General features: G+C 48.0%; 17 protein-coding genes. 5 read left to right on the forward strand and 12 right to left on the reverse strand.

Annotated elements, in window-relative coordinates; genetic code table 11:
* Window positions 1-32: 32 nt before the first annotated feature.
* From LLH06_RS17405 to LLH06_RS17425, 5 genes are read right to left on the reverse strand one after another with little or no spacing between them, the layout of a single operon-like run.
* Window positions 33-311 carry a hypothetical protein gene (locus tag LLH06_RS17405; protein WP_228170558.1) on the reverse strand — a complete coding sequence of 93 codons (279 nt, stop codon included), beginning with the start codon at window positions 309-311 and terminating at the stop codon, window positions 33-35.
* A complete protein-coding gene (locus LLH06_RS17410; protein WP_228170559.1) occupies window positions 308-1705 on the reverse strand; it encodes a radical SAM protein in 1398 nt (465 codons plus the stop codon). The genes LLH06_RS17405 and LLH06_RS17410 overlap by 4 nt, the downstream gene beginning before the upstream one ends.
* Window positions 1698-2447 (reverse strand): prolipoprotein diacylglyceryl transferase, encoded by a 750-nt coding sequence (locus LLH06_RS17415; RefSeq protein WP_228170560.1) that lies wholly within the window; start codon window positions 2445-2447, stop codon window positions 1698-1700. The genes LLH06_RS17410 and LLH06_RS17415 overlap by 8 nt, the downstream gene beginning before the upstream one ends.
* 44 nt (window positions 2448-2491) lie before the next feature.
* The gene (locus LLH06_RS17420; protein WP_228170561.1) at window positions 2492-2668 is read right to left on the reverse strand and encodes an Arc family DNA binding domain-containing protein; all 177 of its coding nucleotides are present in this window, start codon (window positions 2666-2668) and stop codon (window positions 2492-2494) included.
* Between the two features lie 23 nt (window positions 2669-2691).
* Window positions 2692-3543 carry an SPFH domain-containing protein gene (locus tag LLH06_RS17425; protein ID WP_228170562.1) on the reverse strand — a complete coding sequence of 284 codons (852 nt, stop codon included), beginning with the start codon at window positions 3541-3543 and terminating at the stop codon, window positions 2692-2694.
* Between the two features lie 176 nt (window positions 3544-3719).
* On the opposite strand from LLH06_RS17425, the gene LLH06_RS17430 reads away from it, so the two are divergent.
* Together LLH06_RS17430 and LLH06_RS17435 are read left to right on the forward strand one after the other, a co-directional pair.
* A complete protein-coding gene (locus tag LLH06_RS17430; protein WP_228170563.1) occupies window positions 3720-4067 on the forward strand; it encodes a hypothetical protein in 348 nt (115 codons plus the stop codon).
* Between the two features lie 14 nt (window positions 4068-4081).
* The gene (locus LLH06_RS17435; RefSeq protein ID WP_228170564.1) at window positions 4082-4234 is read left to right on the forward strand and encodes a hypothetical protein; all 153 of its coding nucleotides are present in this window, start codon (window positions 4082-4084) and stop codon (window positions 4232-4234) included.
* A 152-nt stretch (window positions 4235-4386) separates the two neighbouring features.
* Here LLH06_RS17435 and clpB read toward each other — a convergent pair whose 3' ends face one another.
* Window positions 4387-6978 (reverse strand): ATP-dependent chaperone ClpB, encoded by a 2592-nt coding sequence (clpB, locus tag LLH06_RS17440; protein WP_228170565.1) that lies wholly within the window; start codon window positions 6976-6978, stop codon window positions 4387-4389.
* Between the two features lie 300 nt (window positions 6979-7278).
* Here clpB and LLH06_RS17445 point away from each other — a divergent pair, with 300 nt between their 5' ends.
* The gene (locus LLH06_RS17445) at window positions 7279-8616 is read left to right on the forward strand and encodes a sensor histidine kinase (protein WP_228170566.1); all 1338 of its coding nucleotides are present in this window, start codon (window positions 7279-7281) and stop codon (window positions 8614-8616) included.
* A 477-nt stretch (window positions 8617-9093) separates the two neighbouring features.
* Here the strand turns inward: LLH06_RS17445 and LLH06_RS17450 are convergent, their stop codons facing one another.
* Window positions 9094-10518, reverse strand: a complete 1425-nt coding sequence (locus tag LLH06_RS17450; RefSeq protein WP_228170567.1) for an ATP-dependent DNA helicase — start codon at window positions 10516-10518, stop codon at window positions 9094-9096.
* 61 nt (window positions 10519-10579) lie between these two features.
* Here LLH06_RS17450 and LLH06_RS17455 point away from each other — a divergent pair, with 61 nt between their 5' ends.
* Window positions 10580-11395 carry a DUF3822 family protein gene (locus LLH06_RS17455; protein WP_228170568.1) on the forward strand — a complete coding sequence of 272 codons (816 nt, stop codon included), beginning with the start codon at window positions 10580-10582 and terminating at the stop codon, window positions 11393-11395.
* On the forward strand, window positions 11371-11928 hold the full coding sequence (gene rsmD / locus LLH06_RS17460) for a 16S rRNA (guanine(966)-N(2))-methyltransferase RsmD (protein WP_228170569.1): 558 nt from the start codon (window positions 11371-11373) through the stop codon (window positions 11926-11928). The genes LLH06_RS17455 and rsmD overlap by 25 nt, the downstream gene beginning before the upstream one ends.
* Before the next feature lie 5 nt (window positions 11929-11933).
* Here rsmD and LLH06_RS17465 read toward each other — a convergent pair whose 3' ends face one another.
* The 5 genes from LLH06_RS17465 to LLH06_RS17485 are packed head-to-tail and all read right to left on the reverse strand — an operon-like array spanning window position 11934 to window position 15413.
* Window positions 11934-12593: a 4'-phosphopantetheinyl transferase superfamily protein gene (locus LLH06_RS17465; protein WP_228170570.1), complete on the reverse strand. Its 660-nt coding sequence runs from the start codon at window positions 12591-12593 to the stop codon at window positions 11934-11936.
* Window positions 12590-12847: an acyl carrier protein gene (locus LLH06_RS17470; RefSeq protein ID WP_228170571.1), complete on the reverse strand. Its 258-nt coding sequence runs from the start codon at window positions 12845-12847 to the stop codon at window positions 12590-12592. Before LLH06_RS17470 ends, LLH06_RS17465 begins: the two co-directional genes overlap by 4 nt.
* Window positions 12848-14119: a beta-ketoacyl-[acyl-carrier-protein] synthase family protein gene (locus tag LLH06_RS17475; protein ID WP_228170572.1), complete on the reverse strand. Its 1272-nt coding sequence runs from the start codon at window positions 14117-14119 to the stop codon at window positions 12848-12850.
* The gene (locus LLH06_RS17480; RefSeq protein WP_228170573.1) at window positions 14112-14582 is read right to left on the reverse strand and encodes a 3-hydroxyacyl-ACP dehydratase FabZ family protein; all 471 of its coding nucleotides are present in this window, start codon (window positions 14580-14582) and stop codon (window positions 14112-14114) included. Before LLH06_RS17480 ends, LLH06_RS17475 begins: the two co-directional genes overlap by 8 nt.
* 21 nt (window positions 14583-14603) lie before the next feature.
* The gene (locus tag LLH06_RS17485) at window positions 14604-15413 is read right to left on the reverse strand and encodes an SDR family oxidoreductase (protein WP_228170574.1); all 810 of its coding nucleotides are present in this window, start codon (window positions 15411-15413) and stop codon (window positions 14604-14606) included.
* Window positions 15414-15488 lie beyond the last annotated feature (75 nt).

Raw genomic sequence — 15488 nt, forward strand, 5'->3', positions numbered from 1 at the left:
TATGTAACAGCCGTTATAGATGACCACACAGGCTAACGGGTATCCATGGTAAAGTTGCTTACGCAGGTACCAAAACCGATCAGTACGGCCAGGAAGCCGCCTAAAAGCCAGGCCCACCTGCTGGTAACGGCGCCAATGATGCCGCAGATCACAAAATGTGCGATCGATATGATGAACGCCACAAAGCCGCCGCTGCTTCCATCAACCAGCAGACATAAGCCGGTGTAAGCGGCAAAAGCCAGCAGGTTATAGCCCAATATGGCCGCGTCCGATGGTTTTTTCGGTTTAATTTCTCGCTCTGGTCTCATCATACAGGTATCTCGTTACGGAGTGTTTCTAAATAAGCTGCTTTATCGTCACGGTAGAACAGGTTCATGGTCTCGAACGGAATAATGTTCAGATCTTTGTTCACAATGTGGACGCACGATTTTTTGATGGCCCGCACGTCAAAGTTCTGTGCATCTATAAAGTTCATGATAATAACGCGGAACAAGTTATCGTAGCTCAAGCCGGGTGCATCGATGTTGGGTAAACAACACATGATCGAGGTCAGGTGTTCCTGTGCCTTATCTACCGAGTTACCGGTGCTGAACATGTGCAGCAGGTGTTCCTTTAATACCTCATCCTGCTCATATACGATCGTGTTGCGCGAATTGTCGAGCAGGTCATTAGGGTCTATCATTCGAGTTAGCGGGAACACGCAGTCGCCCAATTTAAGCGCGTAACCCATCACCAGCGCATCGGGGTTGCAGGGAACGGGCAACAGATCTTGTGCGGTAAAAATGCCGGTCTGTTCCAAAATGGCGGTGCGCACCTCGGTCATGGTATAACGGTCGGTGGCCGGTTCAAAGTTCTCTAACCGCCCGGCTTGCTGCGTGGGCTGAAAAGTGACCCCTCTTACACAGCGTTGTTTCAAGGCATACTCGGTTATGGCGCCTATCTCGTCGGTGTTCAGTCCTTTTTGCAGGGTGACCACCAGCGTGGTCGATAGGTTGTATTTGTTCAGATTCTCGATCGCTTTGCGCCTTACTTCGCGCAGGTCCTCGCCGCGCATCTGTTCCAGCACTTCCCTTTTGAATGAATCGAACTGGAGATAGATCTCAAAATCGGGCATGTAGGTGGCCAAGCGTTTAACGAACTCCTCATCCTTGGCTATACGGATGCCGTTGGTGTTCACCATGAGGTGTTTGATCGGCTTACGCTTGGCAATGTCCAGTATCTCGAAGAAATGCGGATGCACGGTAGGTTCTCCCCCACTGATCTGCACCACATCGGGTTCGCCCTCGTTAGCGACAACTACATCCAGCATCTGCTCGATCTCGTCGAGGGTGCGATGCCTGCCGTAATGCGGCGATGACATGGCATAACAGGTAGGACAGCTCAAGTTACAGCGGTCGGTCACCTCCACCACGGTAAGGCAGGAGTGTTGTTCATGATCACGGCACAGGCCACAATCATAAGGGCAACCATAGTGGGTGGCAGTATTGAACTTGAGCGGCATCTCACTCCGCTTGGCATAATTGCGGCAACTCTTGTAATATTCTACATCCGTTGCGATCAGCACCTTCTCAAAACCGTGGTGGCGGCAATTCTTGTGCATGTACACCTTATCGTCCTCAAAAACGATCTTGGCATCTACCCGCCGTAAACAGGTAGAGCATATACTGATGGTAAAGTCGTAATAGATGTACGGACGTTCAGGCATAAGGTTGTATCAGTTCTTTAGGATAGACGATGACCCGGTAATAATAAAACAAGCCAGCTAAACAGGCCAGTTGCAATACCGATAGTCCGAAGTTAAAAAAATATGCCGGTTTAATGAATTCGACCATGAGGCGGAATATCAGGTAACTGACCATCATGATCTTGAACCGCGCACCATTGGCCAACTCGTGGTGTTGTTCCAGTTTCCACAAGGATAACCATAACACCAACCAAAACAGCATCTCATACAGGTTAGTAGGATGCCGCGGCACACCATCACCCATATCAATAGCCCAAGGCAGGTTACTCGGTATGCCATAGGTACCATCAGTAAGCCCTGCTAAAAAGCAACCCATACGACCGATCACCATACTCAGAATGATCGGATACACCATCAGATCACCTGATGAGGTATGCACACCGATCCGCTTTTTCATCAGCTCCACCCCGACCAGGCCGCCCAGTAAGCCGCCTATAATGGTGGTATTCCCCATAAAATAAGCTATACTCATTTGGTTCAACTTATCAGGGTCTTCTAAGATGCCCAATAGGTGTGACCCCACAAATGCCCCAGCCGCCGCACCGATGAAAATGAGCATACGCTGATTATCATTGATAGGATCATGCCGGTGCCTGCGCAAATAATTGTAATACCGGTAGCCTATGGCATAGGCCAGCACCTCGCACACCAGGTGCACTGGGATAACGGTATGGCCTAAATGGATATTGACAGGGAACTGCACTGGTTAAAATTAATATGGATCAAATAAGTGCGTTGAGTGACCGTTTATTTTTTACCAGCCTCTTCGTCCTTCTTTTTTAACCTGCCGCTTTCGGTCAGCGCCTTGTGCAGTAACCACTCGATCTGCCCGTTCACACTCCTGAAATCATCGGCCGCCCATTTCTCTATCGCCTTTAGCGTTTCAGCATTTACCCGCAACGCGAACGACCTTTTATCAGCCATGCTTTCTTTCTCCTCTTACCAAACTATTGATATAACGTGCCAGTGTTCACTACCGGCTGTGTTTCGCGGTCGCCGCAAAGTACTACCATCAGGTTGCTTACCATGGTGGCCTTTTTATCATCGTCAAACTGAATGATCTCTTTTTCTGATAATAACTTCAAAGCACTATCTACCATACCTACGGCACCTTCCACGATCTTGTGGCGGGCAGCCACCACGGCCGATGCCTGCTGACGGCGCAACATCGAATGCGCTATCTCGGGCGCGTAGGCCAGGTGACCGATACGGGCCTCGATCACATCGATACCTGCCATGTGCAGTCGCTCAGCTATCTCCTTTTCAAGGGCATTGTTCACATCCTCAAAATTAGTACTCAGGGTGATGTGGGCCTGCTCATCCTCAAAGTGATCGTAGGGGAAACTGCCGGCCAATTTACGCACGGCTGAATCGGTTTGTATGCGCACGAATTGGATATAATCATTAACGGCGAACGAGGCCTTGTAAGTGTCCTGTACCTTCCAAACCAGGATCACGCTGATGAGTACCGGGTTACCCATCTTATCGTTCACTTTGATCAGCTCGCTCTCGAAGTTGCGGGCCTTTAACGATACACCTATGCGCCAGTAAAACGGATTGACCCAGAACAGGCCGCTTTGATCCACACTGCCCACATACTTACCGAACAGCAGCAACACCTTCGAATCATTTGGCCCAACAATGATCAGTCCTTTAAGTAAGATCACACCCACGATCACTCCAGCCACTGCGCATAAAGGGATGTTGATGGCCAGTACCAACCCTACAACAACAGCTACCAAGGCCAGGACCACCGCTACATAACCATTAAGCGGTTTCAATATACGTTCAGTTTCCATGTCTATTCAATTTGATATTAAAATGATATCACAATTGTCGTACATGTTTTGTTCAAATGCAAGAGGAGGCCATTAATTATTTTTGATGTTGCCTTACCTCATTCACTCGCCTTCAGGTCAAACTTTTTTGGACTTATGATCATTCAGTATATATGAAGGGAAACGTGTTGTAAGTTATGTCGGCCATATTTTTTTCAATAAGCGAGCAGCTGCCGCTAATGATCATTCCAGATACTTTGTTCCATAGCAATGGCCACGAGGTTATCACTTACACATACAGTGTGTTTAAAGACATTACCAATGGCGATGCTAATGCCGAAGTGACCAAGAGCAGTGAGCTGCATTTGCAAAAACATGACGACCCTAATTATATGGGCTATATAACCTTTGAAGACCCGGGAAGGCTATTCTCCTATACGGCCGACGGGGCCATCAGATTGGAATTGGCCCAGGTAGAAGAGATCATTGAACACATTAGTCATTACCGCGACAACCCTAACATGTGGCGGCATCTACATCATTAATACACAGATGAATTATGGAATTTAAAATAGGCGACGCCGTAAGCACGCCAAATGGCAACGGCTACATTAACGATATTATTGGCGACCAGGTGATCGTTGACCTGACCGATGGCGACGACCGCCGCGAGATGTTCAGCAAAACTGAGATCACGCTGCTGGCCGAATAGCCCGTGTGTCAAATGCTGCACTTATAAAATAATCGCTAAAGGTCCTTTCTTTTTAGTCTACGAATCTTGTGCTTGAACAGCAACAAAAAAGGGAACTGCATCCTTGGCAATTCCCTTATATAATTTAACTCGCTATGTAGTTACCTGGCGTCTTACTCGTTCAGGAATACGAACTGGTTGTCGAACATATCCAGCTTGATCTTGCTGTCCTTATCTACCTTACCAGCCAATATTTGCTTACTCAGCTCGTTCAGGATCTTTTTCTGGATCACCCGTTTAAGCGGACGTGCACCATATTGCGGGTCGTAACCCAGTTGGGCCAGCCAATCAAGTGCTTCGTCAGAGGCCTCCATGTGGATGCCCATTTCCTGCAGCGTGGCCTGCAAACCTTTGAATTGCAGCTTCACGATATCGGCTATCTCATCGCGACCCAGTGGAGTGAACATGATCACCTCATCTATACGGTTCAAGAACTCCGGACGAATGGTCTTTTGCAACAATTCGAACAGTTGGTTCTTGGTACGTGCCATCACTTCTTCCTTATCACTGTCCTCAAAATTCTGGAAGTTCTCCTGAATGATGTGCGAACCAATATTGGATGTCATGATCACAATGGTATTCTTGAAGTTGACCACGCGACCTTTGTTGTCGGTCAAACGGCCATCGTCCAGCACCTGTAGCAATATGTTGAACACATCAGGGTGTGCCTTCTCGATCTCGTCGAGCAGGATCACGCTGTATGGTTTGCGGCGCACGGCCTCGGTCAGTTGTCCGCCTTCATCATAGCCTACGTAGCCCGGAGGCGCACCGATCAAACGGCTTACCGCATGGCGTTCCTGGTACTCCGACATATCGATACGTACCATGCTTTGCTCATCATTGAACAGGAACTCGGCCAATGCTTTAGCCAACTCCGTTTTACCTACACCCGTAGTACCTAAAAAGATGAATGAACCTATAGGGCGGCGTTTATCCTGCAAACCGGCACGACTGCGGCGTATGGCATCGCTGATCGCCTCAATGGCCTCTTCCTGCCCTGCCACGCGTTTGTGCAGTTCCTCTTCCAGGTGCAACAGCTTTTCGCGCTCACTTTGGATCATTTTAGATACCGGGATACCGGTCCAGCGGGATACCACACCGGCGATATCATCGGCGGTCACCTCTTCTTTGAGCATGCGGTGATCTTCCTGGTTCTCGCGTAGGGCTGCTTTTAGTTTCTCTACCTCTGCCTCGGTCTCACGGATGCGGCCGTAACGCAGTTCGGCTACTTTACCATAATCACCGGCTCTTTCAGCTTGTTCGGCTTCCAGTTTGTATGCTTCTATAGCTTCGATCTTACTGTTGATACCATCCACCAGATCCTTTTCGCCCTGCCATTTAGCACGCAGTGAATCCCGTTCGGTAGACAGGTTGGCGATCTCCTCGCTCAGTTCTTTCACCTTGCGATCATCGTTCTCGCGCTTGATGGCCTCGCGCTCGATCTCGAGCTGCATGATACGTCGCTCCAATTCATCAACCGCTTCGGGTACCGAATTCATTTCTAAACGCAGCTTACTGGCTGCTTCATCCATCAGGTCGATAGCCTTATCAGGCAAAAAACGGTCGGCGATATACCTTTGCGACATCTCTACTGAAGCAATGATGGCCTCATCCTTGATGCGCACCTTATGGTGTGTTTCATAACGCTCCTTCAAGCCACGCAGGATCGATATGGCATCGGCAGCATCAGGCTCTTCCACCATCACGCGTTGGAAACGACGCTCGAGGGCTTTATCTTTCTCGATGTATTTTTGATACTCGTTCAGTGTGGTAGCGCCTATGGCTCTCAGCTCGCCACGGGCCAGGGCAGGTTTCAGGATGTTGGCAGCATCCATCGCACCCTCGCCACCACCAGCTCCCACCAGTGTATGGATCTCATCAATGAACAGGATGATCTCGCCATCACTCTTGATCACCTCATTCACTACCGCCTTCAAGCGTTCCTCAAATTCGCCTTTATATTTGGCACCGGCTACTAGTGCACCCATATCCAGTGAGAAAACGGTCTTGCTCTTGAGGTTATCGGGCGCATCACCTTTGATGATCCTAAAGGCGATACCTTCGGCTATAGCTGTTTTACCTACACCAGGCTCACCCACCAATACAGGGTTGTTCTTGGTGCGGCGGCTCAGGATCTGGATCACTCGGCGGATTTCTTCATCACGACCGATCACGGGATCCAGCTTACCTGATTCAGCATACTCGTTCAGGTTACGCGCATATTTGTTTAAGGCGTTATAAGTGGCCTCGGCATTTTGGCCGGTCACCTTGCTATCGCCACGCAAACTAACGATGGCCGTTTTAAGGTCCTTTTCGTTCACGCCATAGTCCTTAAGAGCGGCGCTCACTTTATCGTTCACAGATAAGATACCCATCAGGATATGCTCTACCGAAACGAACTCATCTTTAAATTCTTTTAAATAGCTCTGCGCTTTTTGCAAAGCAGCGTTGGCATTGGCCGAAAGATAGATATTGCTTCCGCTTACTTTAGGGAAGGCTTGGATCTGGTTGTCGAGTGTTTCGTTCAACCTGCTAATGTTCACGTTCAGTTTTTTGAGCAGGTAGCTTACCACGTTCTCATCGACCATTAATAAGCCTTTGAGCAAGTGCGCGGTCTCAATGGCCTGCTGCTGATTGCCGGTGGCTATCTCGGATGCCTTCTGCACGGCCTCCTGTGCTTTTATGGTAAAGTTGTTAAAATTCATGGTACTTAGTGTTAGTCAAACTATTTGCCATTCAACAATTAGTGAAAAAAAGTCAGCTATTTCCAATTTTCAGCGACAATTTGTCTAATTGGTCAATATTCCGGGCGGCCGTTTTGTTTGTCTATAGATATATCGCACGGTCATGCTATCTGCTTTGCTCTAGCATCCACCTGATCGTTAATCGAAAAGACAGCCATAATTAACTCAGGAGTTATTAATACAACATTCGGAGAAAATCGGACTCAACACACCTTTATTTTAGTAGATAACTTTTAGTTTTATAGGTATCCAATAAGTGTTTTGAAAACCTATTATTTCAAAAGTATACCTAAAGCGTACCGGGCCAGCTATCAGCGCCTATACATGCAACAGAACCTTGACACCGTACAAGTTGCGTGCATGATCTTTTTTGGGCTAAACCTGTGTATCAGAGCTTTCTTAAGTCTGTTACCAGTTAGCGTCACCCACATCCACAATTTCCCTGAGTTCAACCTGGCTAATTGGGCCTGTTTGTTACTCACTCCATTATTCTATGTAGCAGGCCATCAACTGGCCAGGCAGTATAGCTGGCGTAAAAATGCGATATCGTATGCCCTGTTCTACGTGATCATCTTTTGTATTTACCTGTCGTTATGCGGCATGTTCTTCAACTTTGTGGCCACGTCCGACCCAAGCTCAAGCATCATCATTTACCTGATCGCGCTGATTGCCGTAGCTGGCGTTTACACCTTTGAGTACCAGGAAAGCCTTTTACTTACCATCGTCAACTGGCTATTCTTCAGCTTACTGCTACTGTATGTACATGCCGACCCCACTCAGATCATTTATAATGAATTGCTGCTGCTTTGCCTTTTACTCATCTTTTTCTTTATATCGAGGCACATATACTCATACCGTGCCGATCAGTACATGCAGCTCCAGATCATTAAAGAAAAGAATGAGGAGATAGAACGCGCAAGCTTGTTCAAGAACGATGTACTGGGCATGGTGGCACATGACCTGCGCAACCCGATAGGGGCGGTAGAATCGATAGCCATGCTGATGGAGATGGATGAGTTGGACGAAGACACCAAAGAGAACGTGAGCATGATCAAAACATCATGCCGCAAGGCCTTTGCGATCATTAATGACCTGTTAGAAGTTGCGCGTAATGATAATAGCAGCCATATGGAGTTCGTGCTGGTGAACCTAAAGGACCTATTGCAAGATGTGGTGAGGATCTGGCAGCGACCAGGCGCGGTGGACAACCCGATTATTTTGCATGCACCTACTTATCCCGTATATGCGGAAGTGAACCAGGAAAAGTTTCAAAGGGTGATGGATAACCTGATCAGCAACGCAGCCAAGTTCTCTAAGGAAAACTCCCCCATTGAGATCACTCTGAGCGAGAAGGATAACCATGTGACCATTGAGATAATGGATCATGGCGTGGGCATTCCGCCTGACCTGTTGCCGCAACTGTTCGATCGCTTTACCCGCTCAGGCCGGCAGGGGCTCAAAGGAGAACGCTCAACAGGGTTAGGACTCAGCATATCAAGGCAGATCGTTGAACAGCACCATGGTCGCATAGAGGTGAGCAGCGTGGTAAATAAGGGCACGACCTTCACCATCAAACTTCATCAGGTCAAAAATGGCTGATACAATTGTATTCAGCGCTTGGATATAATGACCTGGCACTGATCAGCAACTCAACTTTGAACTGTAATTCAGCAAGATGTATACACAACTACTCAATTATCCACACTTTGTGTAACATTGTCTACGTGGACAAAAACTACTCGTTTTCTTTATTCACAACCTTTATACCACAGTATTGTGCGATCTGTGATCATTGACCTGAAACGTTGATGAACTTGTAAAAATGCGCTCTGAGGCTATTTCCAGTATCAATCTTGCTATAATTGTCGTATCGTTTACCATACGTACACCTAAAAAGAAGAGACCATGAGAAAGGCATTCACTTCCACATTTAGCTCATTTACTGCATTTCTTTCTTTGCTATTTTTAGTAGCTGTAGTTTTCTTTAAAATAAAAGACCCACATTATTGATCGCAGTTCGTGACTAAAACACAAAGAGCATCTGTTATCACAGGTGCTCTTTGTGTTTCGAGACGGTTACCCTTCGGCTGGTGCGGCGTAAAAGCGCTGATTGAAATTGACAAGGAAAAGTTCAGTAGTGGCGCGGGTACATGCGGTATAGAACCATCGGAGGAAGTCGGTATTTAACATTTCTTCGGTCAGGTACCCCTGGTCAATAAATACGGCCTCCCATTGGCCACCCTGTGCTTTATGGCAGGTGACGGCATAAGCGAACTTGATCTGTAAAGCGTTGTAATACGGATTAAGTTTAAGTTCGGCCAGTTTCTCGCGCCGGGTAGGTAAATGTTCGTAATCCTTCATCACCTCCAAAAAGAATCGCTTCTGATCATCAGCAGATAGTGCCGGCGAGTCAGCATACAGCGCTTCGAGCAATACCTTGCAATCGATCACCGGGTCCTCTGCATAGTCAATGAACTCGATCTGCACATCAGCGAACCGGAATCCATACAGTTCCTCTATCCGCCTTACTCTTTTGATACGGGCGATATCGCCATTGGCAATAAATCCTGTGCTTGCTTCTTCGCCCCCTTGCAGCCAAAAGTAGTTGTTACGCACCACCATGATCTGGTCGCCGCCGGTCAGTTCTTCCTCACGCATGAGTATGCGGTTACGGATCTGTTGATTGTACAGGTTAGCGTTCTTATTTGACCGGCAGATAACCAAAGTGCCGTCGAAACCATATTTACCATACGCATAACTCAACCCTTCTTCCAGCCGCTCACCGGTCATGCGGTATACATCCTTGTACCCTTTGGTCACGATCTGAGGATAGTTGGCTTCTTCGTGCCTGATCAACTCCCGTACGGCGGTCACATTATGCAGTATACCCGAATTCTTTTGTTGCCTTAAAACTTCGGTCAATTCAAAACTGAACACTTGCAGACCCAGGTCCTCGCTCAATATGCTGGCATCCAATGCAGGGCTATACTCAGAACCGACGGGCGGAAGCTGTGCCGTATCGCCTACCAACATCAACTTGCAGTTCTTGGTGTTGTAAACATAGTTCACCAGATCACGCAGAAGCGTATCTCGAGCGGTGCCCATGGCCTCGTCAGATATCATGGAGGCCTCGTCGACAATGAACAAAGTATCTTCAGACAGATTGGTGGCCAGCATGAACATGTCATCCACATTCATGGCCGAGCGTTTACGGTAGACCCGCTTATGTATGGTGAAGGCCTTACGCCCTGAATAGCCGGTGATCACCTTAGCGGCCCTACCGGTAGGCGCCAACAGTACTGACTTTAAATTGTACGCTCGCAAAGCCTTTACCAGGGCACTGAGCACGGTTGTCTTACCGGTACCGGCATATCCTCTCAGCAGGAAGCACTCGTAACCGTTATCGCTCAGCAAGAACTGGTGCAACTTGCCGAACAGCTCACGTTGCTGAGGTGCAGGTTCGAAAGGAAATGATGCGCTGATCTGTTCGCTTGCTGGCATGGCTTTATGGCACAAAACTCAACAAAGCAAACGAAAAAATAGTTATTTTTGTGCATTACTGATGAACGACGCCTTATACCATTACATTGACCCAAGTTTTAGCCACCTGGAGGTAGGCCATTACACTTTGACGCTGTTGCTTGGTGAACAAAGGTTCTCTTTGTCTGTACTTTACGGTCAACAATTGATGGTTTGGCGTAAAGATGCACCGATCGCCGAACTTACTTCGCCCGGCGAGGTGCAGGAGGTGCTCAACTTTGGTTATCAGGACGTGATCACCGCTGTGCGATCGGCCAACTTTACGCTGGTACCTCAAATAGTATTTGAGGAAGACGGCATTACAGAAATAGCCCGATTTTTAGACGTGCATGCCACTGATACCGTGATGGCCCAGCCTTTAGACGATAACAATGAGGTGGTGTTCAAGATCACCCAAACACAGGCCGAGGCCTTGAACCGCTTTGGTACCGCTCGTACATTGTTCGGTGCAAAAGGTTGGTTAAAGGCTATTGCCAGCGCTCAACCATCAGGTGATGAGTTGTACGTGAACATCTGCGACGGCCAGTTCGATATCGCCTACTTTCAGAATAGTTCGCTGCAATTGTTCAACACTTTTGAGTTCGGTCATGAGGATGAGCTGGCCTATTATGCGGCGTTCATCTGTCAGCAACTTAAGCTCGACATGAGCAAAGTCACTTTGATCCTGAGCGGCATGATCGCCGAAGGCAACCAACGTTACACTGACCTGCTCTCTACTATGTTCAAGTCGGTGCAGTTGAACACTATTACGGTAGCCAACATACCCGACCGCTTTGCTAAGCACCAATTGCTGGCAATAACCTCACTGCCATTATGCGCATCATTGGCGGACGCTTAAAAGGGCTTCGGTTAGACCCTCCCAAAAACCTCCCGGTACGGCCTACTACCGATATGGCAAAGGAGGCTCTTTTCAATATCCTGCAAAATCAAATAGATCTGGAAGGCATCAAGGTGCTCGACCTGTTCAGCGGGACCGGTAACCTGGCACTTGAATTTGCATCGCGCTTTGCCCAGAGTGTTACCGCTGTTGACCGTAGCATACACTGCATCAATTACCTTAAAGGTACTGCACGCAAGCACGGACTGACGCAAATTAGCACGTATAAAGCAGATGTATTTAAGTACCTGGAGATGGAGACAGAACAATATGATCTCATTTTTGCCGACCCTCCGTACGATCTGAGCCGCATACCCGAGATACCCAAGATCATTTTTGAGAAGAACTTGCTACTGCCGGGCGGAATGCTGATCGTTGAGCACCAGTCAATGCAAAACCTGAGCAATCATTTCAATTTTACCGAGCAACGGCGGTATGGCCATTCGTCATTCTCATTCTTCCATTTGGAAGAGGACGACGATAGCCAAGAATAATGCGCTCACCTATTATTGAACACATAACCCACGTATTGACCGTGGTGCGATAATGAAATTGGCTCGGTACTATCAATTCCTGAGCTACTGATCAACGGTATCCCCCGTTCATCTTTTGTGATCACGGCACTTTGGCCGTAAAGAGTGTGGAGCCTTTCCGTAGCCGCTTCCCTGACCGCAGCGGACAACCCCGCCGGCGAATCGTCATCGGTGAGCAGTAAACCCCAGCGGATGTTGTTAAAGCTTTGGTCGTTGCTAACGAGGGTATGTATCACTTCCTGTGAGGAGAATGAGCGAAAATAAAGTGTGTGTTTATCATGAAGTATGCGACCATGATAGCCTTTATCCGTATCAAATATTCGATCGTTTAGCTCTTTGACTACCGTAACAGATGGTTCCTCTGTAGGTGGAGTAAGATTTATGACGGTAAACTTGGTAGGCGAGAATACTAAGTGAGGATGGTGTCTTTGAAGAAATTTAAAGGCAGCCTCTTTAGCCGACCATGACAACCATACATAATGATGAAGCGGCATGGACTGGTGATATCCCTGTTCATACCGCTCTATCTCAGTGGGGGAAAGTATCCTTTTATAGAAAGCCGGCCGCTCTGTGCGGACCTTATCAGTATGGGCTAATGATACGATATCATTGCCTGCACTGATCATGCTTTTTCATTTAGCTTTTCGCTGATCACGTCGATACAAGTACCTACGTTCATCATCTTATCGGCCGAATCATAATCGATCTCGATATCATATTTGGCTTCCGCATCAATAATGATATCGACCAGGTTGGCCGAGTTGATCTGCAGATCTTTAAGCAGGTCAGTATCATCGTTCATCTCGGCAAGTTTATCTTTATGAGTAGTGTATGGTGAGATAACTATTTTAAGTTCATCTAATATCTCTTGTCTTGTCATTTATTGAGTGTATTTACTTAAGATCAAACACGAGTTAACATCGCCAAAGCCAAAATTGGCTTTAGCTACAATATTAACTTCTTTTTTTATCATTTCGGTAGGAATATTGTTCAAACTTACCAGATCAGTGATGGCCGGGTTAGGGTCCTCGAAGTTGATGTTGGGGTGAACGAAACCATGCACGATCTGTAATACCGATGCCACCGCCTCGATCGATCCGGCCGCGCTGAGCGAGTGACCGATCATTGATTTTACGGAATTGATGAGCGGAAAGTTGTCGCCCCTGCGGCCCAGGGCCTGTACCCAGTTCTGTATCTCCTGCCTGTCGGCATTAGTGGCGGTAAGATGACCGCTGATGAGGTCGATATCATTAGTATGAACACCCGACCTTTCAATAGCCTCGGTGACGCAGCGCACCACTCCTACCGAATTTGCGGCCGTCATGGTGCCGCCCAAACGTTGCCCGCCAGAGTTGGTGGCACCACCCAATATCTCAGCGTAAATGTGAGCGCCACGCTCTAACGCTACATCCAGGTCTTCCAATATCATGGCACCGGCACCTGATCCCGGGACAAAGCCTCCGGCAGTAGCACTCATGGGTCTTGATGCTCGCTCGGGCTCGTCATTGAACTTGCGTGACAGTACGCGCATCGAATCAAATGCGCCGTATACGTAGGTGTCCACATGCTCAGCGCTACCCACCAGCATGCGTGGTGCATAACCATGTTTAATATACTCGTAGCCCATTAAAATGGCCTGCGTACCTGTGGCACATGCGGCCGAATTGGTCATCACCTTATTGGCCAGCCCTAACCTGCCCGATATATAGGAGGTCACACTGCTATTCATGGCCTGTTCCACCACACGTGACCCTAATTTCTTTACCTCTTTGTTATCTACCCGGGTGATCACATTCTTCATGGCCTCGGTATCGGCCACACTGTTCCCGAATATGCAACCGGTATCCCAGCGCGGCTCAACGGTCTCACGCTCCAAGCCTGCATCGGCCCAGGCATCAAGCGCGGCAACAAGGCCATAACCTATGTTGGTCCCTTTGAGGCCGTGCAGCACCACTTCCGAAATGTAATCTTTCAGGATACTCCACTCAAAGGCAGGCATACCCGCTACCTGGCAGCTAAAATTAAGCTCACGGTAATGCGGCATGAATTTAATGCCTGAAGTACCCTGTTGTAAAGAGTTCAGAAAGGCTGGGATGCCCACCCCATTGGGCGATACCACACCCATACCGGTGATCACAACGCGCTTAGCCATTATTCTTTTTGATATCGATCTTTTTAATGATGCCCGAGAACGTTCCTCTTGCCACCAGTTCATGTTGACCGTCGAACATCTCTACTTGGCACTTTAATTTACCAAAGCGGAAATATTGTTTTTTGGATATTACGGTCACTTTCTGACCGGGTAACACCATTTTAAAGAACGACACATCGGTCGACGTGAGGAGCGGATACATCGAGGCGTCATCCGTATAACTGTGGTCGGTCTCCTTCATGATCAGGAATATCCCTAACACCACTAAACCGATCTGCGCCATGATCTCAGTAATGATCACGCCCGGGGTCACCGGGTTGTCTTCAAAATGATCCTCGTAAAAAAAGGCATCATGCCTCAGCGTATAATCACCTTGAACACCGTCCTCGCTCAATGCCGATATGTTGTCCACAAAACGGAAAGACGATTTATAAGGAAGATGGTTTAGTATAAGATCTGTCATACGTAAAAGCAGTAGTGTGTATCAGTTGCAATGTTCGCCGCCGTCAACGTGTATCAGGGCACCGTTGATCCAAAATGCCTCAGCCATACAAAGGAGATATATAACATTCGCAACGTCTTCCGGTTTGGTGATACGCCCCATCGGGTTGCGGGTCTCCCCTATCTCGATCAGCTTATCACTGCCTGGAATCTTTTTCAATGATGCGGTAGCGGTGATACCGGCTTGGATCACGTTCGTCTTTAAGCCGTAAGGTGCAAATTCCACGGCCATGTATTTAGCCAGGCTCTCTAACGATGATTTGGCTAGTGATATAGCGGCATAGCCCTCCCAAACCTTATGCGCCCCCTCGCTGGTGAGTCCGATCACTCTCGCATCGGGCTGAAAAAGATCATGCTGAAGCAACGATCTGGTCCAATCCAACAAACTGTTGGACATAGCATAGGTGGTCATTTGTATATCCTCGGCCGATAGCGTACTCAATGTATCAGCATTCTTATCTTCGGTCACCAAGGGCTTCAGGTTCCCGCGCGCTATGCTGTGTAACAACAGCTTTACACTATGTTTAGGTGCGGTCTCCTGGAACTTTTCAAGGAATCGCTCCCGACCTGAGGTTTCCAGAGCGTTGATGTTGAAAGGCAGTATAGTCACCATGCATTCTTGCGCCAAGGCATCAAGCTTTTGGAGCAGTGGCTTTTCAGTAAAGGCTGGTTCGCGGTACAGCAGTGCAACGTTCATGCCGTTACGGGCCAGTTTTTCGACCGTTGCATGGCCAAATCCACTGGAACCACCCAGTATGACCGCCCACTGATCTGCAAATAACTTATTACTCATCCGTAGCTAAACTTTAAACCTTAATGGCCTTTGCGTGTCTTGCTTTGGTGATCAACTACAGCGGAATCGCAATAA

Source organism: Mucilaginibacter daejeonensis (genome assembly GCF_020783335.1).
Taxonomy (GTDB): domain Bacteria; phylum Bacteroidota; class Bacteroidia; order Sphingobacteriales; family Sphingobacteriaceae; genus Mucilaginibacter; species Mucilaginibacter daejeonensis.

Excerpts from the sequence above, each read along its gene's own strand:
- LLH06_RS17425 (WP_228170562.1), bottom strand. The coding sequence starts at position 3,543 with ATGGAAACTGAACGTATATTGAAACCGCTTAATGGTTATGTAGCGGTG.
- rsmD (WP_228170569.1), top strand. The coding sequence starts at position 11,371 with ATGCGCATCATTGGCGGACGCTTAAAAGGGCTTCGGTTAGACCCTCCC.
- LLH06_RS17455 (WP_228170568.1), top strand. The coding sequence starts at position 10,580 with ATGAACGACGCCTTATACCATTACATTGACCCAAGTTTTAGCCACCTG.
- LLH06_RS17485 (WP_228170574.1), bottom strand. The coding sequence starts at position 15,413 with ATGAGTAATAAGTTATTTGCAGATCAGTGGGCGGTCATACTGGGTGGT.
- LLH06_RS17465 (WP_228170570.1), bottom strand. The coding sequence starts at position 12,593 with ATGATCAGTGCAGGCAATGATATCGTATCATTAGCCCATACTGATAAG.
- LLH06_RS17420 (WP_228170561.1), bottom strand. The coding sequence starts at position 2,668 with ATGGCTGATAAAAGGTCGTTCGCGTTGCGGGTAAATGCTGAAACGCTA.
- LLH06_RS17450 (WP_228170567.1), bottom strand. The coding sequence starts at position 10,518 with ATGCCAGCAAGCGAACAGATCAGCGCATCATTTCCTTTCGAACCTGCA.
- LLH06_RS17480 (WP_228170573.1), bottom strand. The coding sequence starts at position 14,582 with ATGACAGATCTTATACTAAACCATCTTCCTTATAAATCGTCTTTCCGT.
- clpB (WP_228170565.1), bottom strand. The coding sequence starts at position 6,978 with ATGAATTTTAACAACTTTACCATAAAAGCACAGGAGGCCGTGCAGAAG.
- LLH06_RS17470 (WP_228170571.1), bottom strand. The coding sequence starts at position 12,847 with ATGACAAGACAAGAGATATTAGATGAACTTAAAATAGTTATCTCACCA.
- LLH06_RS17475 (WP_228170572.1), bottom strand. The coding sequence starts at position 14,119 with ATGGCTAAGCGCGTTGTGATCACCGGTATGGGTGTGGTATCGCCCAAT.
- LLH06_RS17430 (WP_228170563.1), top strand. The coding sequence starts at position 3,720 with ATGTCGGCCATATTTTTTTCAATAAGCGAGCAGCTGCCGCTAATGATC.
- LLH06_RS17410 (WP_228170559.1), bottom strand. The coding sequence starts at position 1,705 with ATGCCTGAACGTCCGTACATCTATTACGACTTTACCATCAGTATATGC.
- LLH06_RS17435 (WP_228170564.1), top strand. The coding sequence starts at position 4,082 with ATGGAATTTAAAATAGGCGACGCCGTAAGCACGCCAAATGGCAACGGC.
- LLH06_RS17405 (WP_228170558.1), bottom strand. The coding sequence starts at position 311 with ATGATGAGACCAGAGCGAGAAATTAAACCGAAAAAACCATCGGACGCG.